Source organism: Aquimarina spinulae (assembly GCF_943373825.1).
GTDB classification, from domain to species: domain Bacteria; phylum Bacteroidota; class Bacteroidia; order Flavobacteriales; family Flavobacteriaceae; genus Aquimarina; species Aquimarina spinulae.
The window spans coordinates 343,792-365,983 of the sequence record NZ_CALSBP010000003.1 but is presented as its reverse complement, the minus strand read 5'-3'; the positions used below and the strand labels follow the sequence as shown (position 1 = coordinate 365,983).

The window sequence follows — 22,192 nt, the reverse complement described above, 5'->3', positions numbered from 1 at the left end:
AAAGAATAGGAAACAATGCTTAATTGTTTTTTTAGATCCTATTACTGTTGAAATCTAATTCAATTAACGACAAATTGTTAAACTGAAACGACAAATGCCGAGTATTTTCCGTGGTGTGTTATAGATATTGGCAATTGCATTGTTGTTTGGTTGATATTTACTATCGGAATTCCTCTACTATCTTTAGTAAAATAAATGAGAGACGAATCTATATTTAGTTTTTTAGAAATTGTTTCTTTTAACTTAGAACGTATATTCATTGCTTTATCATATACTGAAGAGTGATAACCTACATCAGATACCATTGCAATGCTATATACATATTCATTTTGCGTCTCTGTACGTGTTTTATAACTGTAATTACCCACATAAACCTCTCTATTTGGTGTACATTCAAAATTTTGGGGGTTATACCTGCGAGAAAGATTAAATCGCCTCTGGTGAGCTTTATATGCCGCCTCTTTCATACTCCAAAACTGCCAGAGCTGCAATTCTATTTTTTCTGAAGCAAAAATATACTGTTGTTCCTGAATTGTAAATATTTTTTGAAGCCACCCTCTTCTCTGCCAGTTACTCTGGGCTTTGGCCAATTGAAGATCTACAATATCATTACCGATCATTTGGACGCTAATTTATCTTCTATTACAGCAATTGAAGCCTTAATAGTTAACATTTTCTCCATCGATTCATTATCAATCTCAATATCGAATTCATCTTCAACATCAAGTACTACATCTACCAGATTTGCAGAATTAATTTCCAGATCTTTTATAAAATCAGTGTTTTCGGTAAGGGTATCAAGCCCTTCTTCATTTTGCACATACGGCGTTATGATTGTTTTTAATTTAGAAAGTAATTCTTTTTTTGTCATAATCTAATTTGAGTTGATTCAATACTTATTTTAATACTATTTTATGTGTATTTCTTAAAGATAACGCAAGCGTTTACATCTCCAAATCCAAAACTAGCTTTTGCAATAATCTTGGGAGAATAGTCAAATGTTTTGGTAGGAATTCGATCCCTGGATACCAAATTTTCTATTTCGGGGTGTAAATCTTCACAATTTATATTCCCAAAGATGAAGTCCTCTTTTAATTGCAATACAGTTGCTACGCTTTCTATACTACCAGAAGCTGCCAAGCAATGCCCTACCATACTCTTAAGTGAATTGATATATGGAAAACCCTGCCCCTTTCGTCCTAAGGCGATGCACCAATTTTGTATTTCGACACTATCCATCGTTGTAGCAGTTAGATGACCATTGATTGCATCTATTTCTCCCGGATCTATTCCTGCATCCGCTACCGCTTTACGAATACAATGCTGTACCGCTTCGCTATTAGGAGCTGTCATACTCCCTCCTTTACGTTGCCCACCACTATTTACATGCCCTCCCAAAATTTCTGCATAAATTGTAGCTCCTCTTTTTTGGGCACTATCCAGGCTTTCGATAACCAAAGCTCCTGCTCCACTCCCAGGAACAAAACCACTAGCTGTAGCACTCATAGGGCGCGAAGCACTGGTAGGATTATCATTATACTTATATGGAAGAATACGCATAGCATCAAAACCTCCCCATACATAAGGCCCACTATCATTTGTACTACCCGCCAGAATGATTTCTGCTTTACCATCGCTTATACGGTCATAAGCCATCAAAATAGCTTCGGTACCTGTACTACAAGCCGAAGAATTAGTAGTAACCACATTTCCGCATCCCAACATACCTCCTAAAAAAGCACTTATACCACTGGCCATAGTTTGAACAACTGTGGTACTACCCAACCTTCTTACTTTACCTTCGTCTACTTTATAAATAGCTTCTCGAAATTTATCTACACCCAATATTCCGGTTCCAAAAATAACACCAGCATCCCAAAGTGGTGTTTCAGAATCATTGATAGGTAACTTGGAATCTTTCCAAGCATCAATACCAGCAATAACTCCATATTCCATACCAGAAGCATTTAATCCTCGTTGTAGAATAGGGTTAAAGTAATTATTTAAATAATCTTTACTATATATTGGAAAACCAGCTATTTGACAAGAAAAATTAAGATGATTTAATTTAGCCATATACTGTATACCGCTTACTCCATCACGAATATGCTTTTCAAAAATTGAAACGTTCGTTCCATTTGGAGCAACCACACCTAAACCTGTTATAACTACGCGCCTTCTATTCATTATTTATAGCTGAGTTAATAATCGATACTATTTTCTTTATAGCAATTTTAGCTTCAGATAGTATAGGTAGTATTGGCCATATATGTGGCATTCCTTTTCCTTTAATAACTTCTATTTTACCTTGTGCCTCTTTTATTTTATCTATTAGCACCTCTTGATCCGGACTACATATGTCGTTTGTAGCAGTAAACAGGTGTATTGGCGGAAAATTATCAAAATCACCGTATACAGGGGAAATTATCTGATCTTTTAGCGAAGATTGACCCGCACACATCTTCTTTGCAGATTTCACTCCTTTCACACTAAGAATAGGATCTATCAAATCAATTTCCTTAATTTTTGGATTTGTTAAGCTGGCATCCATCATTGGTGTAATCGCTATTAACCTATTTGGTAATTTAGATTCTTCTTTTAGCAATCGTTGCGTAAGAGTCATTATCAAATTCCCGCCTACAGAATCACCGATTAGAATGATTTTGGATGGATCGTATGCTTTTATCGCTTCGAGATATACTTGATATATGTTTTCTGTTATTATTTTAATAGTGTTTTCTGGTGCTTTTGGGTAATCTACCATCCAGGCATGAGAATGTGCTTGTTTTGCGATCTTAGCGATTGCTATCCAATTTTCTCGAGTAGGGCCATAAACAAAGGCTCCTCCGTGACAATACAATAACAAAAAATCTGTATTGGTATTTTTAGGGACAATATTGGTCACTTTACTATTGCATACCTCTTTAGTTTCAAAGGTGCTACCTAATAAAAGCTTTGTATTAGGGGTGTGTATATCTTGTTTTCTTTTTTTATAGTATTCAATAGGATCTTGAGACCAGGATTTCTTTTCTCCTTTCAGTCTAAGTACTAATTTCACTAACGAATATCCTATACTACTCATCTTTTATTTTTTAAAAGCTACTCCTGCTACAATTCCTTTAGCAACCAACACGTCCTCAGAATTATACATAGCAACCTTACATTTTAACTTATTAAATCTAAAATATTCTTTAGTAGCAATTACAGTCACTTTCTCTTCAGGATAAACAGGGTGGTAAAAATTAACATCACTACTGGTCATTGCTACTCCAAAATTGGTCTTACTCCATTCTCCTTTCAAAAGATAAATCCCAAAACATGCCATCCCGATTTGAGCCATACATTCGGTAAGTATTACTCCAGGAGTAATGGGATTGTCTTTAAAATGTCCCTCATAAAAATATTCATCCTTTAGAAATGTATAACTACCTGTTATATGATCATCATCAATCTCCAGAATTTCATCTACAAACAAAAAGGGTTTGCTGTAGGGTAGTTCTCGTATAATATCTTCTATAATCAAAATTAAATGAGTTTTAAAATGCGCATCCATTCGGAAGCGGTTGTTTTGTTCCTAAATTATCTGCAAATTCGCTCTCCAAAGTACTTTCTGTAAACCCTATAGCTACACTACCTTTAAACACTTTATCACCATATTTGCTTGTGTTCATATGTGCACGCACATATACTATTTGATCTTTTTTAATAGGAACTGGCCCGCCTGATCGTACAAAAGGTTGCTCACTCACATGGCTATGCCCTAAAATTCTTCTATAAAACAATTCTCCATCTTCAGAAATAACTTCCCACCAATCTGCATATTGATTACAGCCTTTGTCCGGACTCTTAATGCCAACATTAAAAGAATACTTACCCTCTTCTCCTGTTACTTCGACACTGATAATCTCTGCTTTATTATCATCTGCGCCGGTAACTACATCTCCTGTATTATTACTATCTTCTTTACAAGACAGAATGTAAAGCATAATTGGGAGACACAGAATTAACATGTTTTTCATATCTATTTCTATAATTAGTTTAAATGTTCGCCTCCATTTACAGGTATTAGACAACCATTAATCCAGGAGGCTTCTTCTTTACATAGCAAATACACTACATTTGCTACATCTTCTGGTGTTGTAATTCGATTAAACGGGTTACGCTTTATACTATGCTCCACAATCTGTTCATGACCGGGGATCATTCGTAATGATTGAGTATCTACTGCTCCAGGTTGCAGGCAATTGGCTTTAATGCCGTAAGGCGCAAATTCTAGCGCTATACTTCTGGTAATGGCTTCGAGGGCTACTTTGGCAGCAGAAACAGCTGCATAATTTCTCCAGGCCTTGGTATTTCCTTCACTGGTAAAAGAAATAATTCTTGTATCCTCTGCAAACAACGTTGCTTTAAAAATCGATGTAACCCAATCATAAAGACTAATTGCCATAGCATCGATAGTTAAATGAAAATCATCATTCTTTAATACATGTTCGGCATCAATCATAGGCTTTAGATTTCCTTTTGCAACGCTATGTACAATTGTTTTTATGCGCCCTTCATCTATAGCATCTTTTATTTCGGCAATAACCTCTATTCGTTTTTCTGGTTTCAAAAGATCTATATTAAATGAAAGAAAACCAACTCCTATTTCTCTTATTGTTTCAAAATCAGCTTCAATATGATTCATTTCGCTTTTACGATTGCGATGCACAATGATAATATTCATGCCATGTAAAGCTAGTTTTTTGGCAGAGGCTAAGCCCAAACCACTACTGCCACCCAAGATGAGTGCCCATTCATTTTTATCTATAAAATCTTTATTCACACGTTTTATTTAAAAAAGTTTCGCCTTCTCGGAAATGAAAAATAGTCTTTTTTACCATTCCAGCAATATTCTTTGTGCAGAAAATCCTGGCCCAAAACTAAGCATAAGTCCTGTTTCTCCTGGCTCCGGGTTTTGTTCTATGAATCGCTCTAATACATACAACACAGTAGCACTACTCATATTACCGTATTCCATCAGAACAGTTTTTGTATCCTCAATATTCTTTCCTAAATGTCCAAAAAGTTCTTCTACTGTCTGTACTATCTTTTTTCCACCGGGATGAAAAATAAGATGATCTACCTCTTCAATAGTTTTGTTATATTTTGCAAGGAAGGGATGGATAACATTAGGAAAATGGGCCGCTATGGTCTCTGGTACTTTAGGATCTAATATCATTTGCAAGCCTCCGTTGGTTAGTTTAAAACCCATCATTGTTGTTGCATCATAAAAATGATACATCTCGTCTCCTATAATTTTTGGACCTGTAGCATCTTCTTCTGATGATAATAATGTACACGCCGCTCCATCACCAAAAATAGCAGCACTTACCATATTAGTCATGCTATAATCATCTAACTGAAATGTTGCCGTAGGAGATTCTATGGCAATTACCGCAGCTCTCTTTCCCGGATTAGCCTGCAGAAAGTTTCTTGCATAAATAATCCCCGAAACACCCGCTGCACATCCCATTTCTGTAACAGGCAATCTCACAATATCTTGTTTAAGATTAAGATCATTAATAATAAATGCATCAATAGAAGGAATCATAATACCCGTACAACTTACAGTAATGATATAATCAAGAGATTTAGGATCCCAATCGACTTTTTCTAAAGCTTTTTTTAAAACAGAAGTCCCTAATTTCTTTACTTCTCTGATATAGATATCGTTTTTCTCCTCAAAAGAAGTTGCCGAAAATACTTCTTCGATACTCATGATCCCATAACGCCGATCTACTGCTGCATTTTCAAAAATCTTAATCACCTTACGTCTGAAACGTTCATTCTGGCCTGATAACCATTCAGAGACAAAGGGTAATATTTCCTTTGTCTCCCGCATGTATTGTGGGAGTTGTTTGGTTACAGCAGTTATTTTTACATTCAATTTTCTTACTTTTTTAATTTTATTTACTTGCAGTTTTTATAATCCACCGATACCGGAAAGCCCATTTCCAATCTATTTTATACTCTTGTAGATGAAGTGATTTAGCAAAATATAACAACTCTTGTTTTTTGAATCCTCTTTTTATAGAAATCAATCCGTCATTTTTTGCTACATACCCTTTAATAAAAAAGAAGCTAAACATCTTAAAAAGATAATATGCCAATGCACTACGATGAAGATCGTTGATTACCACTGCAGTTTTTGCCAGGTTAACAGCTTTTTTAATAATTTTTTTAATCTCCTCGTCTCTAAGATGATGTAATGTTAACGTACAAATAATGATGTCACAAGAAAATTCTGAAGCTTCTATTTCTAAAATGTTTTTGTTAAAAAAGGATATTTCAGGATATGAAGTACTTGTTTCGATAGCATAATCTAAGCATTTATTATTCAGATCAATACCTATGAGTTTTATATTCTTTTTTTCTTTTCTGAATGAATCAGCAATTGCTCTTAACATCTCACCATCACCACAACCTAAATCAAGAATTGTAATCTCTTGTGAAGGATTAAGATTTTTAACCAAAGTGCGTACGGCCTTACTAGTAATTGCATTGCCTCCCAACCATTTGTTTACTCTAGAAATATCGGATAATGCTATTTGCAAAGCCTTTTCTTCAATCTCTGGATTATCCATGAGTTCTACCTCATTACTCCTATATTGTAAATTTGCTAACATATCAAAGGCTCTCCATGGGTTTGTTTTATAATTCTGGGTACAATAGCTGGTATAATATTAGTTATTGTGTAAGAAAGCTGTTGTAATCTATCATTTAATAAGATTTTTTGTAATGCTCTACCGGTATACAATCTTTTAGAAAATGCTTTATTCCATTGTTTGGTGTATTCTATTTCTATTATTTTTCGGGGAGTTATTAAACCCTGATTATAATTATGTATTAGTAGTTCGCTAAGTATCTGAGCACTTTGTATTGCCATTGCCATACCATTACCACAAAGGGGGTGAATTAAACCAGCAGCATCTCCGGTCATAAAAACGTGATCTTCAACAGGGTTTTTCTTATCAAAATTTATCTGACTTATCGTAATAGGAATATCAAATAATGATTCGGCTTTCTTAAAGAATGTACTTAAATGTGGGTTCTTACACAGAACCTCCTTTTGAAAGCTATCTAGATCTTTATATTTTTTAAAACTGTCATAAGTAGCCAAATAACATACATTTACGATGTTGTTTTCTACCATAGAAAGACCACAGTATCCTCCTTCAAAATTATGTAACGAGACTGTATTTGAATCAAAATCAGCCTTATAGTGAGCCTTAACAGCCAACCAGGGAGATTTTCTATAACTAAAATCTCGTTTTAAAGTTTTATCAAGTTGAGTCCGTTTTCCATATGCACCAATAACATAATCACTGGTTAGGACACGATCGCCCGCTGTTTTAATTTGGAAACGATTATTGTGATAATGTACATCGGTTACCTGATCTTGTATTAGCTGTACTCCTGCCTCCGCTGCTTTTTTCCATAGGTAATGATCAAGAGCATATCTACTAACTCCAAAACCTCCTAAAGGCAATGTACTTTGTATACATTTTCCTTTTTGTGTACTTATAATGAATTTTGAAATTCTGGTAGGCTGTAAAGCATTGATATCTATATCTAAAAATTCAAAATATGGTAGTACTTCATTAGATATATATTCGCCACATACTTTGTGTTTTGGATACGTGTTCATTTCGACAAGTGTAACAGGAATACCTGCCTTAGCTAAGTGAATAGCATTGGTTAGTCCGGCAAGCCCTCCGCCAATGATTATTATGTGTGAATACGTGTCCAAGTATTGAAGATACATTAAAAATTAAGCATAAAAAAATCCCGACTATATAGTCGGGATTTTAAATGTTTTATTACAAAAATTTATTGCTTTACTTGCTTTTGTGCATCTTGCTTCATCTTATCATTAGCAACAATACCAAGCTCAACTCTTCTATTTTTAGCTCTTCCTGCCGGAGTTGCATTATCATATTTTGGAAGTGTCTCTCCGTGAGCATAAGTCGTTAAACGACTCTTACTTATTCCCTGAGATATTAAATAGTTTGTAACAGCATTTGCTCTTTTTTGAGATAATGACATATTATAACTATCATCACCTGTACTATCTGTATGTCCTTCTACAATAATATTAGTATCTGGATATTCTTTAAAAATACCAGCTAATTTATTAAGATTAGTTTTAGACTTCGAATTAAGAGTAGATTTATTTGTAGCAAAATATACTCCACTATTCTCATCAAATACTACATCTATACCTTCTCCTACTCTTGTTACTTCGGCCCCTGGTATTTCTGACTCAATTTTCTGAGCTTGTTTATCCATTTGCTTACCGATTACACCACCAGCAACACCTCCAACGACACCACCGATGACAGCGCCCAGTGCAGAGTTTTTGTTTTTTACATTATTTCCTATAATTCCTCCTATCACTGCTCCAGCTGCAGTACCAATTACTGCTCCTCTTTGTGTGTTATTTGAGTTTTTAACAGCTTCACAACTTGTTAAAAATGTAACAGCCATTACAGCAACCACTATTTTTTTAAGATTTGTCTTCATCATTTATCGATTTGAGTTTATTGTAATTTATTAAAATTCATGGTGATTACAAAAGGTTTCCCTTCTAGGCTCACAGTCATTTTCCATGTCATAGTAGTATCATCAAGGTGATCCAAAAGCATTCTGTAACCAGCATTATTATTTGTGCTTTTTTTCTTTTCGTTTATGGGTTTAAACATAAAATAATAGGCTCCATTACCCTCTGGCTTAGGAATTGTAAATCTAAAGTTTCTTGCTCCTGTAGAAACACAACTACTTTGATTTACTTCATATTTTCCGGTATTATTATTTGGGATAAATTTCCAGACACTTCCTGTGAAACATTCGGCAGAGGCATCATTATACAGGTTTACTTCAAATATCCCCTGACGGTCATAAGAGATTTTATCAAGAGACCACTCCCCTTTCAAGGTCTTTTTTGCTGCAATAACGGTTTGTTGAGTAGTATTACAGGAAGCCAGTAGTACAACTACCAACACTAACATAAGTTTTTTCATTGTCGTGAGTTTTATTATATAAAAATAGCTAATAACGATAACGTTTCCAATATTATTATATTTCAAAATGATATTTAATTATCACAGACTAAATAATCTTAAAAACTAGGTGAAATACACAAAAAATGGATAAAAGATTTTTTTTTGCCTTTACCCTTCTTCTTATTATTATAAAAACCTTACAAGGTTTTAATATGTAATCATTTTGTTTTTGGTACTCTGAATAATAAGACAAGACCAACCACAAAGAAAAGGATTAAGAAAAGAATCGAATATCGTACACTCCCGGTTACCTGAGCGATAATCCCATACGAAAACATTCCGATTACAATACCTATTTTTTCTGATACATCATAAAAACTAAAGTATGAGGCCGTATCAACTGCATCTTCTGGTAATAATTTTGAGTATGTAGATCTTGATAATGCTTGAATACCTCCCATAACAAGGCCTACAATTGCTGCGGTAACATAAAATTGATATGGTGTGGTAATTGTATAGGCATACACACAAATACCAATCCAGATAAAGTTAATTACAATCAATGTTTGTATGTTTCCGAATTTAGAAGAAGCTTTAGAAGTAAGATATGCTCCCAGTACAGCAACAAGCTGAATTAACAGAATACTTATGATTAATCCGGTAGTTGGGTTTTGTTCTCCCCAGTCTAATTCTTCGATTCCAAAATACGTAGCAATAAGCATAATCGTTTGTACTGCCATACTATACACAAAAAACGCACTTAGATATCTACGAAGTTTTATATCATTCTGAAGTGCTTTCCATATCATTTTCAGTTCTTTAAAACCATTAAAAACCACAGCTTTGGTTAGTACATCTTTCTTATTCCCTTTCGGAAGATAATAATATGTGTATTGGCTAAATCCGATCCACCAAACTCCTACCATAACAAAAGATAATCTGGTTGGTACACCTTCACTTTCAAAACCAAACCATTCATATTTTAAGATCATAACAAGATTAACTATCAATAAAATTACACTTCCTATATATCCAAGAGAATATCCCTTGGCACTAATAGCGTCTTGTTGCTCTGGAAATGCGATATCTGGTAAATACGAGTTATAAAATACCAAACTAGCCCAAAAACCAATTAGAGCCAAGAAGTAGCATAGCAATCCGAACCAAAGGTGCTCGAGATTAAACCAATAAAGACCAATACACGATAATGCGCCTAAATAACAGAAGAATTTAAGGAAGTTCTTCTTATTTCCCACATAATCTGCTATCCCCGAAAGTAATGGACTAATTATAGATACGGTTAGAAATGCTAAAGCAGTGACATAACTTATTAAGGAATCATTATTAAAATCGTACCCTAAGAAGCGTACTGTATCATTAACAATTTCTCCCTGATCATTTCTAACTATAGTGAGTGCTCCCCAAAAAATGGGAAAAACCGCTGAAGAAATCGTTAAATTATATACTGAATTTGCCCAATCGTAGAAAGCCCAGGCATTTAATAATTTTTTATGCCCTTTTGGTAGTAGTTTACTCATTTACTTATAAAGTTAAGATATATCCATCAGATTATAATCACTTCGAGTAGTGATTTAATATAACAATTTATATAAAAAAAGCCGTTCTGAATTTGCTCAGAACAGCTTCTAAAGTAAGTATAATCTTTTTAAGATTATAAACTTTACAATTATTTAAAAGAGGTTACTCCAAATTTTTTGGCTTCAGCTCTTGCTGAAGGGGCCCATGCTGTTAGATTAGCAATACGCGTATCACTTGATGGATGGGTACTCATAAACTCCGGTGGGGCTTGTCCGCCACTATTTGCTTTCATACGTTTCCACAATTCTGCAGCTTCATCAGGATTGTAACCAGCGATTGCCATTAATTGTAATCCTATACGGTCTGCTTCTGTTTCATGGCTTCTACTAAAAGGCAGCATTACTCCGAATTGACTTCCTAAACCAAATGCCGTACCAACGATTTGTTGTGTTTTTTGATCTTTCCCACTTACTGCAATTGCAGTTGCTGCTCCTGCTACTTGTTGGATTTGACCAGCACTCATTCGCTGTTGACCATGATTCGCTAATGCGTGAGCAACCTCATGCCCCATTACTGCGGCTATACCAGTTTCGTTTTTTGCAATCGGTAAAATCCCAGTATAAAATACAATTTTACCTCCTGGCATACACCAGGCATTCACAGTTTTATCATCTACAAGATTGTATTCCCATTTATAATCTTTAAGGTACCCTTGATAACCATTAGCATTTAACCAGCGTTCTGAGGCTTTTGCTATTTTTTGGCCAACTCGAGTAATCATTTGTGCGTCAGATGTCCCTTTTATAACCTTATTCTCTCCTAAGAATTGGTTATACTGCTGAAAAGCCATTGGTAAAATCTGAGAGTTAGGCACTAATGCCAATGTCTGTTTACCTGTAAATGGATTTGTCGCACAGGACATAAATAATAAAACAGTTCCTAATAGGACTATAGATTTTCGCATGTTCATATATTAATATTAATCTTGAATTTTCATTTTGTTAAAATTACGAAAATAACAGGCTACCTTCAAAAAACAACTACTAATATTTATTTCAAAAAATCTATATAATGCCTTATTGCTCGATAAAAGGTAATTACTTAGCTATAATATGAAGTTCTGTAAAACTTTTAGGAACACTTAGTATATTATTTTTGGCATTAAAACGTACACTTTCAAATGAAACTACAACATTATCAATTTCGATTTCATTTATTTTAAACGGAAGCCCTATCAGTTCTATTTGCATCGTTTCATATTCGGTAATATAACTACCATCTTTATGCTGCTGAATAATTACTTCATTTTCTTTCCCTGTAAAGGAAAAACTTCTAAGACTATATCTTCCTTTGGCATAATCATACCCGTCCTGGGCATCCTCATAAACTTTGGAAACTTCTTTATTTCCCAGTTTATAGTATGCTTCTAGTTTTAATTCTTCTATCTTCTTTTCTCCTACATACTGTTGTATTGGATATTTAGGTATAATTGCTCCTTCTTTAATAAATAATGGAATACTATCCAGATCAGCATCTACCCATTGTTCTTTTCCTCCTTTTACATATGTTCTGGTCCAGTAGTTATACCAATATCCTTTAGGGATATACATTCTTCTACCTTTGGCATTAGGCTCTTGTATCGGGCATACCAGAATTTGGTTTCCAAATATAAACTCATCGGTCCTATAATGGGTTTGCAAATCTTCCTGGTCATACAATACCAAAGATTTTAGCATGGGGATTCCTGCCTCTGCATATTCCCAAAACATGGTATATAAATATGGCAATAGTTGATATCGCAATTCTACATATTTCCTGGTTACATCTACAACTTCTTCTCCAAAAGTCCACGGTTCCTGATTACCGTGATCTCCAGAGGAGTGTGTACGACAGAACGGATGAAATACTCCCAGTTGAATCCATCGGGCATATAGTTCTCCTGTTGGGTGCTCTGCAAACCCCCCAATATCACTACCGGTAAATGACATACCACTCATACTCATACGCTGTGCCTGGATATTGGCAATCCACAGATGTTCCCAGGTAGCCACATTATCCCCTGTCCATGAAGAAGTATAACGTTGTGCTCCAGAATATGCAGATCGTGTGATGATAAAAGGTCGCTTAGGATATGCAAATCGTTTTACTCCTTCATAAGTGGCTCTAGCCATTTGAGTACCGTATATATTATGTGCTTTTCTATGACTGCAATAATTACCATCATAACTATGGCGGACATCATCTGGAAATGTTTTTCCGGGAACCTCCATCACGGCAGGTTCATTCATATCATTCCACACTCCTTTTACTCCTATTTCATCAATTATTTCTTTAAATAATCCAGCCCACCATTCTCTTACTTTTGGATTAGTGAAATCTGGGAAGAAACATTCTCCGGGCCATACTTTTCCTCGCATATAGGGACCATCGGCTCTTTTACAGAAATAATCATTTTTCATCGCTTCCTGATATACAGAATATTCGTCGTCAATCTTAATTCCGGGATCAATGATAACTACTGTTTTAAACCCATCTTCTGCCAGCTCTGCAACCATACGTTTTGGATCTGGGAAATATTCTTTATTCCAGGTAAAACACCTGAAACCATCCATATAATCAATATCAAGATATATGGCATCACAAGGGATTTGAAGCTCTCTGAACTTGTGAGTTACTTCTTTTACTTTTTTCTCTGGATAATAACTCCATTTACATTGATGATATCCTAAAGCCCATAGTGGTGGTAACTCGGGCTTACCGGTTAGATCTGTATATCGTGTAACCACATCTTGCATATTAGGGCCATAAAAGAAATAATAGTTCATCTCTCCTCCCTGAGCCCAAAAGCTAGTTACATTACGTCGCTCATGACAAAAATCAAAAAAGGTTTTGAAGGTATTGTCAAAAAATATCCCATAGGCTCTTTCTTCGTACATCCCGATATAAAAAGGAACGCTCTTATATAGTGGATCCTGGTCTTTGCCAAAGGCATATTGATCGGTTGCCCAATTTTCTACACGTTTTCCTTTTAGATTAAGATGCATTGGTTTATCTCCAAGGCCGTAGTAACACTCACCCTGTGGTGCAGATTTACTCATTTTTACAATATTCCCCCCATACTCATAGCTTTGCTCCCAATGAAAACCCCAATCATCTTTACAGATTATGTTGCTTTCATTGTCATAAATAGTTACATGAATATTTGCTTTAGTAATACAAATACTAATTTTTGAAGTTGTAATAGTATATTCTGCATCAGTCTCAATCACTTTTAGCATACTATACCCCCTGGCTCCTGTTTCACTTATAGCATAAGAGAAGTCTTTTTCAAAATTATTATCGGTAGCATATCGAAAACGAATTACACTTCCTCTAAGAATAGTAACCTGTAGAATTACTCCGTTTTCTGTGGTAAAATTTAGAGTATCTACATGTTGCGAAAAGGAAATGATCTTACCAGGAAACAAATTTCCTTTTTGTTCTAGTTCTGTATTGATAATCATACTGTTCTCTTTTTTCGATTAGTTAGATTTGGGAAACTCCTAATTGTTTATAAAATTATTATATACTTACTTATTAATCTTAAATACAACGGCTCCTAAAGGAGGAATATCAACCGCTACAGAATATTTTTGATTGTGCCATTTTTTTGATACTATAATCAATTCCTTTTTATTAGAAACACCACTACCTCCATATACTTTGGCATCACTATTAAATAATGGTATTAATTTTCCTTTATCTGGAAGTCCTATGCGATAATTTGTTCTTGGTATTGGCGTAAAATTACAAACAATAATTAATGGGGTTTCTTTTTCATTTCCTTTTCGCATATAGGCGATAACAGAATTTTCATGATCATCATAGCTTATCCACTCAAAACCAGAAGTACTAAACTGTTTTTGATATAATGCTGGGTATTTTCTATATAATATATTTAAATCTTTTATTATTTTCTGAATTCCAGAATGATATGTATACTGAAGTATATACCAATCTAAGCTATTCTGAAAATTCCATTCTTCTCGTTGTCCTAGTTCTGCTCCCATAAAAAGCAGATTTGCTCCCGGATGTGTAAACATATAGGCATATAGCAGTCTAAGGTTAGCAAACTGCTGCCATTCATCTCCTGGCATTCTTCCAATTATACTGCTTTTACCATGAACAACTTCATCATGTGATAATGGAAGCATAAAATTTTCGGTAAAGGCATAGGTCATACTAAAGGTAAGATCATTCTGATGGTGTTTTCTGTAAATTGGTTCTTTTGCAAAATACTGTAATGTATCATGCATCCACCCCATCATCCACTTCATCCCAAAACTTAACCCTCCCAGATAGGTAGGTTTAGAAACCAAAGGAAACGATGTAGATTCTTCTGCAATGGTTTGTACATCAGGAAAACTATGATATACTTCTTCATTTAATTCTTTCATGAAAGCAATAGCTTCGAGGTTTTCTCTCCCGCCATATATATTGGGTTCCCATTCTCCATCTTCACGAGAATAATCAAGAAATAACATAGAGGCCACAGCATCTACTCGTAATCCATCAGCATGATACTGATCCAGCCAAAAAATGGCATTACTAATCAGAAAGCTTTTTACCTCATTTCTTCCGTAGTTAAATATTAGACTTTTCCAATCCGGATGATACCCTTTTTTCTTATCAGGGTGTTCATAGAGGCATGTTCCATCAAAAAAACCAAGACCATGAGTATCCTCGGGAAAATGTGATGGTACCCAGTCTAAGATAATTCCAATATCATTTTGATGGAGTTTATCAATTAATACTTTAAATTCTTCTGGGTATCCAAAACGAGATGTAGGTGCAAAATATCCGGTAACCTGGTATCCCCATGAGGGATCATAAGGGTACTCCATCACTGGCATCAATTCTACATGAGTAAACTGCATTTCTTTAACGTAAGAAACTAATTCATCAGACAGTTCTATATATGATAAAGATCGATTTTCTTCTATCTTTTTTTTCCAGGAACCCAAATGCACTTCATAAATAGAATAAGGAGCATCAAGAGCATTGTACTCTTTACGTTTCTTCATCCATGCTGCATCTTCCCACTTATAGCTATCATCCCAGACAACAGAAGCCGTTTTTGGAGGATGTTCGCACCGCCTAGCATAAGGATCTGCCTTTTCTGTCTTAATATCATTATGATTAGAATGAATTTTATATTTATAGACAGTTCCTTTTCCTATGCTCGGGATAAAGCCTTCCCATATTCCGGACTTATCCCATCGTACATATAATGGATGTTTTCCTTCTACCCAATGATTAAAATCTCCGATTACAGAAACAGATTTTGCTGAAGGTGCCCAAACAGAAAAATAAGTACCTTCTACTCCATTAATTGTAGTGATATGGGAACCAAATTTTTCATATAAACGGTAGTGTTTACCTGTTTTGAAAAGGTTTATATCAAATTCTGAAAAGAAACTACAAGGAGTTACACTATCCATACATACTATAATTTAAATCCATCAGGGATTACAGTCCCTTTTTTTATAACAACAACACCTTCTCTCACTACATATGAATCTTGCTCGGTGTCTTCAAGATGAGTTCCTCCATTAATAACAACATCATTTCCTATCCTGGCATCTTTATCGATAATAGTATTAGTAATAATACATCGGTCCCCTACACCGATTGGCGGAATCCCATTGTTATGATCATTTTCTAATTCACTCATATTTTGATACGTGTTACTTCCGATCATATAGGTATTTTTGATCATTGTATCGTTTCCAATTCTTGAGCGAATACCAATTACAGAGCGTTCTATTTCTTTAGCATTAATAATACAGCCTTCGGCAATCATGGATTTGTTTAATCGGGTACCCGAAATTTTTGAAGGAGGAAGTATACGTGGCCTGGTTAAAACTGAATTTTCTTTGTTAAACAAATCGAACTGAGGAATATCATCGGTTAAGTTAATGTTTGCTTCAAAAAAAGCGGGTACGTTTCCGATATCTGTCCAATATCCTTCATATTGATATGCCAATACTTTATTTTTTGAAATTGCCTGAGGAATAATTTCTTTTCCAAAGTCAATAGTATCAGGATTAGATAAAATATCAGCCAGGAGTTGTTTATTAAATATATAAATCCCCATAGATGCCAGGTAGTGCCTGTTTTCATTTTTCATTTCATCACTAACTTCAGACTCCCATCCAGAAAGTTCTTTCAGCTCTGGTTTTTCTACAAAAGAAGAGATAAAACTATTCTCATCTGTTTTTAGGATTCCAAACTGGGTAGCTTCCTTCGATTTAACAGGTATAGTTGCAATTGATATGTCGGCTCCTTTATCTACATGAGCATCTAGCATCTCATTAAAATCCATTTGATATAACTGATCACCAGATAAGATCAATGCATATTCGAACTCATGATTTAATAGTTGATACATCGATTGGCGTACTGCATCCGCAGTACCTTGATACCATGTTTTATTATCCGGAGTCTGTTCTGCTGCAAGAATATCAACAAAAGCATCGCTAAAATTGCTAAAAATATAAGTATTCTTAATATGCCTATTTAGGGATGCAGAGTTAAACTGGGTAAGCACAAACATTCTTTTTATATCACAATGTATACAATTAGAAATTGGAATATCTACTAATCTGTACTTTCCAGCTATAGATACTGCAGGTTTAGATCGTTGATCTGTAAGAGGGGATAATCGGGTTCCCTGGCCGCCTCCTAAAATAATGGCAAGAATTTTTTTGTTGATCATTTTATGATATTAGTGATTCATATATGGCGATATATTGATGAGCAGATCGATCCCATGAATGATCGATTTTCATAATCTGTTTTTGTATTTCTTTATATTTTTTTTGATCCTCATATAGAACTACCGCACGTTTTATCGCATAGCAAACCTCTTGTACAGAAGCATTATCATGACATATTCCAAAACCTTCTTCTCCTATATCTATAACCGTATCCTTAAGCCCTCCTATTTTTCTAACTATAGGAATGGCCCCATATCGTAATGCATACATCTGATTAAGGCCACAAGGTTCTACACGAGATGGCATTAATAAAAAGTCTACTCCTGCATAAATGATATGAGATAATTTTTCGTCATACCCTATATATGTATTATATCTACCAGCAAATTTTTCTTGTAATACCTGCAATTGTTCTTCGGTTTCAGAATTTCCTGAACCCAAAATCATAATATTTATATCGGTAGTATGTAGTGATTCTTTTATGATATCTGGTAATAGATCTGCTCCTTTTTCTCCTACTAATCGTCCTATGAAGCCAAAAAGAGGTTTGCTTATATCTAGATCAAAATGATTACAAAGCCATTTTTTATTTTCCTTTCTGCCAGAAACTACATTGGCTCTTTGGTAGTTACTGATTATCATTGGGTCTGTCTCGGCATCCCAGGTATACGTATCAATTCCATTGAGGATTCCGATACATTTTTTTCTTTCATGTCTTAAAAGCCTTTCCAGACCATTTGCATTTTCTTGCAGTTCTTCCATATAACTTGGGGAAACCGTAGTCACTCTCCAGGCACATTTTATTCCCGAAGCCAGAGGGTTAATACAATTATCCCAATCTAGTAGTCCTATTTTATCTCTATCGAAAGCAGGTAAATAATGTAATTTATCATACGATAACTGCCCTTGATATTGTGCATTATGAATGGTTAAAATCGTAGGTATTTCCTGAAGATTTGTATATGGGTTTGCATGAGTCATCAAAAACGGAATTAATGCCGTATGATGATCATGACAGTGAACTACATCAGGCATTTCTTCTAGACTAGTTATCCAATCCAAAACCGCTAATTGAAAAGTAATGCATCGTTCTGCATCATCTTCATAATTATACACATTAGGTCTATCTAATATATCCTTGATGTATACCAAGTATGCATGGAACCCAATATCAGGAGATTTTATTTTTTCTATACTATATGGATATGTAATTTCTCCTAACCGTATTGTGCTTTTATATATAGTTTTTTGTTTCGAATCTTTGACAAACCGATTGTCATAAAACGGAGTTATTACACTAGTTGTAAGCTCCATTTTGTTTTGATATTTTGGCAAAGCACCTACAACATCTGCAAGCCCTCCAACTTTGGCAATGGGATAACATTCAAAACTTATATGAAAAATATTCATGAATAAAACGAACCTATTTTTTTTTAATCTGTTTTTATTGATTTAAAAATCATTTAAAACTATGAAAAACCCAATAGATACCGGTTGAAGTTATCTCAAAAACAAGCAGTGTTAATGATTATTTAATAAAAAAATAACCAAAAAATTTCATTATCAACATTCGATGAAGAATTCGCAATAGAACGGGTTAGATTATATCATTTTCTAACTATTGATATATTCAAAATCAGGTTCTGTAAAAAAGTAAAAAACAGCTATTTTGTCGCAATAAAGAACTTTACTTATTAATAGTTCGTAATGCTTTTTTTAGAATATACCTTGTTTCTTTGGTAGTAGATTCTTTTTCCCACCTTGAACATACATTTTTAACCCATTCTGGCTTAGATTTACTGGCGTCATTGAGCCAATTACCCACAGAATCTCTAACGTATTTAGAAGGATCAGATTTAAGAGGATCTAATAGTGAGATTCCTTTTTCTGGGTGTTCTTTAAGTTCGTCTATTTTTTTAGTCCACACTCCAATAGGACGTGTAGCTTCTACTGCATATCGTCTAATATTTTCATCAGTACTAGAAGTCCATTCTGATAAAACATCAATAGCCATATCAAGATGTTCTATAATTCCTTCTTTACAGGAAAATATAGCTACTTCTCTAACTCCAAAGTGTACATCTGCTGCATAAGGAGCAATGGTTTCGAGTTTTTTATCAATTTTACTTTCTCTAAGACCTACCCAATAGGCAGCCCAACATCTGGGAACATCAGAAATATGATTAGAAAGGTAATCAATAATACTTTGATCATTGGTTAGTTCTAGAAACGTCGTTCCTATAACTTTGGTATTAGCATTAGCAGAAGGTTTTTTTTGGGCAGATACCGCTTCATAAAAATTATCATACCAATCTGGCTTTTTTATATCATTAAGAATTTTTTTTAAGAGTGCCAACTGGTCTACGGTAAGCCACTCCATAAGATTTGCTGTTTGGATCAATCCTTTATTTAAATAAGATATAACTTCATCATCAAGGTCTTTAAAACTTCTGGCTCCTTTTCTATTAAGAATATGTTCTGGGATCATCTATATAAGTATCAAACGATAAGTGTTATCAAAATTAATAAAAAAAGAAAAACAGAACACATACGATTTTCCTTAATAGATTTTCCTTTATGCATAGAAGGGATATATGAGTTTTCTTCACTTTAATTCACAACTTCTAATACTTCTTCTTTCTTTTTATCAACTGACACTGTAGATTTTATAGGTTTTAAATTTTGTTTTTTCAGATACTCAAAGAGGTATTTAGCATCTTTTTTCACACCCCCAAGAGTCGCAGAACCTCTTGTCTGCATCCAGGGCAACCCTATAAAATAAAGGCCGTAAATCTCTGAAACTCCTCTTTTGTTTTTTGGATATCCATTGACATTCAAAATGTTTGGAAATTTCAGCATACCAAAATCTGGTTTATACCCCGTTGCCCATACTATATTAGATACTTCTGCAGAAGTGTCCTGAAAATGAAGTTTGTTATCTTTATAATTTGTAGTCAAACCAACTTTGAAAACATTGGACTTATTGAGTAATGCTTTTACATCTGTACCAATAATTGGTTGTTGTCTATTTTGAATATATTTCCCCAGAAATGAACCTGTTCTTATAGAAAGTAATCCCGATATCTTCAACCACCACCATAGTGTTTTACCTAAAAATTCTTGAGGAAATATCGTAAAAGTATTTTCTGCACATGACAGATATACTTTGCGGTTTGTTTCAGCAATTTCCTTAGTGATTTGAACACCGCTATCTCCTGAGCCCACCACACATACATTTCCTTCTTTTAACTGATCCGGATTCAAATATTGTTTACTATGTATTTGAATAACATCATTAGAGACATTTTTAGAAAAACCTGGCACAAATGGGATATGAAATGGTCCACTTGCTACAATTACCTCTTGTGCATAAAATATTTCGTCCTGGCAAAATATCTCAAAAACATCTTTTTCTTTTTTAATAGCTGAAGCCGTTCTATTGAACAACACGGTCAACTCTAATTTTTTTGCATACATCTTTAGATACTCGGCTACTTCATATTTATTTGGATAATGCCCCTTTGGCGAAGGAAAATCATACCCAGGTAAATTATTATATTGAGAAGGTGTAAATAGTTTTAATGATGACCATCTTTTTAACCAAGATTCTCCTATTTCAGAATTGCTATCTATTACAACAAAATTTCTGTTTAATTGCTTAAGATAATATGCAGCTGCTAATCCACTTTGCCCCGCCCCTATTATTATTGAATCTAAAATCTGGTTTGCATCTCTATATGTATTCATTTTTTTTCTTTTAGCTATTTACAAAGCAAACCTAAAAGAAAAATATTCCAATACAAATTATCTATCTAGAAAAATATTCTAAATTAATTATAAATAAAAAACATATATACATTCATTTTCTTATACATTATTATAACCTTTATTATCATCATTATTATTCCTTAGAAACATAAAAAAACAATACAATAAGTTGTCATAAAAAATCGCAAACACTTCCCTTAAGATACTTAAATATATGCCATAAGACATGTGTGCAATTCTATATAATCTCTTATGATCACATAAACACTTTTCAGTCTTTTTCTATTTTATTTATAAATTGGAATGTTATTTTTTCAGGTAAAACAGCATTTTACTTACTTTTTGATGAGAGAAGAAGTCATAATATAATAATACCTTATACTACTAAAACCAACGACCAATATCTAAAAAACAAGCAAACAAAGCATATCATTGTATTTGTATAAAACACTTGTTTATAATATTTTATGAAAACATGAAGCTCTAACAAACCTCCATGATCAGGTATTAAATCCACTTATTTAATCAATAAAAGAATTTTATTCTGCTTTTATTTGTTTTTAGGTAATAATTTTATTTAAACAATAAGGCATTATAAATTTATAATGCCTTATTGTTTAAACCGTTTTAATCTTTGATTTAGAAAATCTTGCTAAAAAGAATCATATCCAAAATAAATATTGGCATGATCGATTTTTGATATTATTCTTCAAAGTGATTAAATGTATCAAAGTGATGCATTTGAACGGATTCTTGTTTAATGATACTAAAAGCAGAAGTTGCTATATCGTTTTTCATAATACCTGTAGCGGCATCTTTGGCAGATTTCATATCGCTCCAATATACAATATCGATGTATTTCCCATCTCCATTTTTTGCTGTGGTTCTTTCTATAAATCCGTAATATAATTTTAATACATCATTTAAAGAAGCTAATGCTCTTTCAGCTTCTTTCTGTGAGTATCCGGGATTGACTTCAAACAATACAACTTCTACTACTTTACTTCTAGTTTTCATTAATACAGGGTTTTGATTTGGTTTTGTTGCACAATTAAACAATAGGCTTATCATAATGATCAGGAT

General features: G+C 34.0%; 21 protein-coding genes. All 21 read right to left on the bottom strand.

Features of this window, described 5'->3' with window-relative positions; all coding sequences use genetic code 11:
* Positions 1 to 77 precede the first annotated feature (77 nt).
* Positions 78 to 620 carry a 4'-phosphopantetheinyl transferase family protein gene (locus NNH57_RS24330; protein WP_074406171.1) on the bottom strand — a complete coding sequence of 181 codons (543 nt, stop codon included), beginning with the start codon at positions 618 to 620 and terminating at the stop codon, positions 78 to 80.
* Positions 617 to 871, bottom strand: a complete 255-nt coding sequence (locus NNH57_RS24325) for an acyl carrier protein (protein ID WP_074406172.1) — start codon at positions 869 to 871, stop codon at positions 617 to 619. Before NNH57_RS24325 ends, NNH57_RS24330 begins: the two co-directional genes overlap by 4 nt.
* 41 nt (positions 872 to 912) lie before the next feature.
* Complete coding sequence (locus NNH57_RS24320; protein ID WP_108807564.1) at positions 913 to 2,187, bottom strand: beta-ketoacyl-[acyl-carrier-protein] synthase family protein; 1,275 nt, start codon at positions 2,185 to 2,187, stop codon at positions 913 to 915.
* Complete coding sequence (locus NNH57_RS24315; RefSeq protein ID WP_108807565.1) at positions 2,180 to 3,082, bottom strand: alpha/beta hydrolase; 903 nt, start codon at positions 3,080 to 3,082, stop codon at positions 2,180 to 2,182. The genes NNH57_RS24320 and NNH57_RS24315 overlap by 8 nt, the downstream gene beginning before the upstream one ends.
* A 3-nt stretch (positions 3,083 to 3,085) precedes the next feature.
* Entirely contained in the window at positions 3,086 to 3,553 is a 468-nt protein-coding gene (locus tag NNH57_RS24310; protein WP_234423335.1) for a 3-hydroxyacyl-ACP dehydratase FabZ family protein, read from the bottom strand.
* Complete coding sequence (locus NNH57_RS24305) at positions 3,537 to 4,019, bottom strand: hypothetical protein (RefSeq protein WP_074406176.1); 483 nt, start codon at positions 4,017 to 4,019, stop codon at positions 3,537 to 3,539. The genes NNH57_RS24310 and NNH57_RS24305 overlap by 17 nt, the downstream gene beginning before the upstream one ends.
* Positions 4,020 to 4,033: 14 nt before the next feature.
* The gene (locus NNH57_RS24300) at positions 4,034 to 4,825 is read right to left on the bottom strand and encodes an SDR family oxidoreductase (RefSeq protein WP_108807567.1); all 792 of its coding nucleotides are present in this window, start codon (positions 4,823 to 4,825) and stop codon (positions 4,034 to 4,036) included.
* Positions 4,826 to 4,876: 51 nt separating this feature from the next.
* Positions 4,877 to 5,929, bottom strand: a complete 1,053-nt coding sequence (locus NNH57_RS24295; RefSeq protein WP_108807568.1) for a type III polyketide synthase — start codon at positions 5,927 to 5,929, stop codon at positions 4,877 to 4,879.
* A gap of 19 nt (positions 5,930 to 5,948) precedes the next feature.
* Complete coding sequence (locus tag NNH57_RS24290) at positions 5,949 to 6,668, bottom strand: methyltransferase domain-containing protein (protein ID WP_108807569.1); 720 nt, start codon at positions 6,666 to 6,668, stop codon at positions 5,949 to 5,951.
* A complete protein-coding gene (locus tag NNH57_RS24285) occupies positions 6,662 to 7,792 on the bottom strand; it encodes an NAD(P)/FAD-dependent oxidoreductase (protein WP_108807583.1) in 1,131 nt (376 codons plus the stop codon). The genes NNH57_RS24290 and NNH57_RS24285 overlap by 7 nt, the downstream gene beginning before the upstream one ends.
* 80 nt (positions 7,793 to 7,872) lie before the next feature.
* Positions 7,873 to 8,565 (bottom strand): YiaD family glycine zipper/OmpA-like lipoprotein, encoded by a 693-nt coding sequence (locus tag NNH57_RS24280; RefSeq protein ID WP_074406181.1) that lies wholly within the window; start codon positions 8,563 to 8,565, stop codon positions 7,873 to 7,875.
* A gap of 17 nt (positions 8,566 to 8,582) precedes the next feature.
* The gene (locus NNH57_RS24275) at positions 8,583 to 9,062 is read right to left on the bottom strand and encodes a lipocalin family protein (protein WP_074406182.1); all 480 of its coding nucleotides are present in this window, start codon (positions 9,060 to 9,062) and stop codon (positions 8,583 to 8,585) included.
* A gap of 200 nt (positions 9,063 to 9,262) precedes the next feature.
* Positions 9,263 to 10,582 carry an MFS transporter gene (locus tag NNH57_RS24270; protein WP_074406183.1) on the bottom strand — a complete coding sequence of 440 codons (1,320 nt, stop codon included), beginning with the start codon at positions 10,580 to 10,582 and terminating at the stop codon, positions 9,263 to 9,265.
* Positions 10,583 to 10,731: 149 nt separating this feature from the next.
* Positions 10,732 to 11,547 carry a M48 family metallopeptidase gene (locus NNH57_RS24265; RefSeq protein WP_074406771.1) on the bottom strand — a complete coding sequence of 272 codons (816 nt, stop codon included), beginning with the start codon at positions 11,545 to 11,547 and terminating at the stop codon, positions 10,732 to 10,734.
* Between the two features lie 133 nt (positions 11,548 to 11,680).
* Positions 11,681 to 14,086 carry a glycoside hydrolase family 31 protein gene (locus NNH57_RS24260; RefSeq protein WP_074406184.1) on the bottom strand — a complete coding sequence of 802 codons (2,406 nt, stop codon included), beginning with the start codon at positions 14,084 to 14,086 and terminating at the stop codon, positions 11,681 to 11,683.
* 66 nt (positions 14,087 to 14,152) lie between these two features.
* Complete coding sequence (gene glgB, locus NNH57_RS24255; RefSeq protein ID WP_108807571.1) at positions 14,153 to 16,063, bottom strand: 1,4-alpha-glucan branching protein GlgB; 1,911 nt, start codon at positions 16,061 to 16,063, stop codon at positions 14,153 to 14,155.
* A gap of 5 nt (positions 16,064 to 16,068) precedes the next feature.
* On the bottom strand, positions 16,069 to 17,340 hold the full coding sequence (locus NNH57_RS24250) for a glucose-1-phosphate adenylyltransferase (protein WP_074406186.1): 1,272 nt from the start codon (positions 17,338 to 17,340) through the stop codon (positions 16,069 to 16,071).
* A gap of 1 nt (position 17,341) precedes the next feature.
* Positions 17,342 to 18,751, bottom strand: a complete 1,410-nt coding sequence (locus NNH57_RS24245) for a glycogen synthase (protein ID WP_074406187.1) — start codon at positions 18,749 to 18,751, stop codon at positions 17,342 to 17,344.
* Positions 18,752 to 19,028: 277 nt separating this feature from the next.
* The gene (locus NNH57_RS24240; protein ID WP_074406188.1) at positions 19,029 to 19,829 is read right to left on the bottom strand and encodes a DNA alkylation repair protein; all 801 of its coding nucleotides are present in this window, start codon (positions 19,827 to 19,829) and stop codon (positions 19,029 to 19,031) included.
* 122 nt (positions 19,830 to 19,951) lie between these two features.
* The gene (locus tag NNH57_RS24235) at positions 19,952 to 21,088 is read right to left on the bottom strand and encodes a flavin-containing monooxygenase (protein ID WP_234423336.1); all 1,137 of its coding nucleotides are present in this window, start codon (positions 21,086 to 21,088) and stop codon (positions 19,952 to 19,954) included.
* A 723-nt stretch (positions 21,089 to 21,811) separates the two neighbouring features.
* Positions 21,812 to 22,126: a hypothetical protein gene (locus tag NNH57_RS24230; protein ID WP_132066297.1), complete on the bottom strand. Its 315-nt coding sequence runs from the start codon at positions 22,124 to 22,126 to the stop codon at positions 21,812 to 21,814.
* Between the last annotated feature and the right edge of the window lie 66 nt (positions 22,127 to 22,192).

What these genes read in the sequence shown, in the direction of transcription:
- NNH57_RS24270 (WP_074406183.1), bottom strand. Translation starts at nt 10,582, where the DNA reads ATGAGTAAACTACTACCAAAAGGGCATAAAAAATTATTAAATGCCTGG.
- NNH57_RS24265 (WP_074406771.1), bottom strand. Translation starts at nt 11,547, where the DNA reads ATGCGAAAATCTATAGTCCTATTAGGAACTGTTTTATTATTTATGTCC.
- NNH57_RS24310 (WP_234423335.1), bottom strand. Translation starts at nt 3,553, where the DNA reads ATGGATGCGCATTTTAAAACTCATTTAATTTTGATTATAGAAGATATT.
- NNH57_RS24290 (WP_108807569.1), bottom strand. Translation starts at nt 6,668, where the DNA reads ATGTTAGCAAATTTACAATATAGGAGTAATGAGGTAGAACTCATGGAT.
- NNH57_RS24275 (WP_074406182.1), bottom strand. Translation starts at nt 9,062, where the DNA reads ATGAAAAAACTTATGTTAGTGTTGGTAGTTGTACTACTGGCTTCCTGT.
- NNH57_RS24280 (WP_074406181.1), bottom strand. Translation starts at nt 8,565, where the DNA reads ATGAAGACAAATCTTAAAAAAATAGTGGTTGCTGTAATGGCTGTTACA.
- NNH57_RS24320 (WP_108807564.1), bottom strand. Translation starts at nt 2,187, where the DNA reads ATGAATAGAAGGCGCGTAGTTATAACAGGTTTAGGTGTGGTTGCTCCA.
- NNH57_RS24325 (WP_074406172.1), bottom strand. Translation starts at nt 871, where the DNA reads ATGACAAAAAAAGAATTACTTTCTAAATTAAAAACAATCATAACGCCG.
- NNH57_RS24315 (WP_108807565.1), bottom strand. Translation starts at nt 3,082, where the DNA reads ATGAGTAGTATAGGATATTCGTTAGTGAAATTAGTACTTAGACTGAAA.
- NNH57_RS24250 (WP_074406186.1), bottom strand. Translation starts at nt 17,340, where the DNA reads ATGATCAACAAAAAAATTCTTGCCATTATTTTAGGAGGCGGCCAGGGA.
- NNH57_RS24230 (WP_132066297.1), bottom strand. Translation starts at nt 22,126, where the DNA reads ATGAAAACTAGAAGTAAAGTAGTAGAAGTTGTATTGTTTGAAGTCAAT.
- glgB (WP_108807571.1), bottom strand. Translation starts at nt 16,063, where the DNA reads ATGGATAGTGTAACTCCTTGTAGTTTCTTTTCAGAATTTGATATAAAC.
- NNH57_RS24245 (WP_074406187.1), bottom strand. Translation starts at nt 18,751, where the DNA reads ATGAATATTTTTCATATAAGTTTTGAATGTTATCCCATTGCCAAAGTT.
- NNH57_RS24330 (WP_074406171.1), bottom strand. Translation starts at nt 620, where the DNA reads ATGATCGGTAATGATATTGTAGATCTTCAATTGGCCAAAGCCCAGAGT.
- NNH57_RS24240 (WP_074406188.1), bottom strand. Translation starts at nt 19,829, where the DNA reads ATGATCCCAGAACATATTCTTAATAGAAAAGGAGCCAGAAGTTTTAAA.
- NNH57_RS24305 (WP_074406176.1), bottom strand. Translation starts at nt 4,019, where the DNA reads ATGAAAAACATGTTAATTCTGTGTCTCCCAATTATGCTTTACATTCTG.
- NNH57_RS24260 (WP_074406184.1), bottom strand. Translation starts at nt 14,086, where the DNA reads ATGATTATCAATACAGAACTAGAACAAAAAGGAAATTTGTTTCCTGGT.
- NNH57_RS24235 (WP_234423336.1), bottom strand. Translation starts at nt 21,088, where the DNA reads ATGAATACATATAGAGATGCAAACCAGATTTTAGATTCAATAATAATA.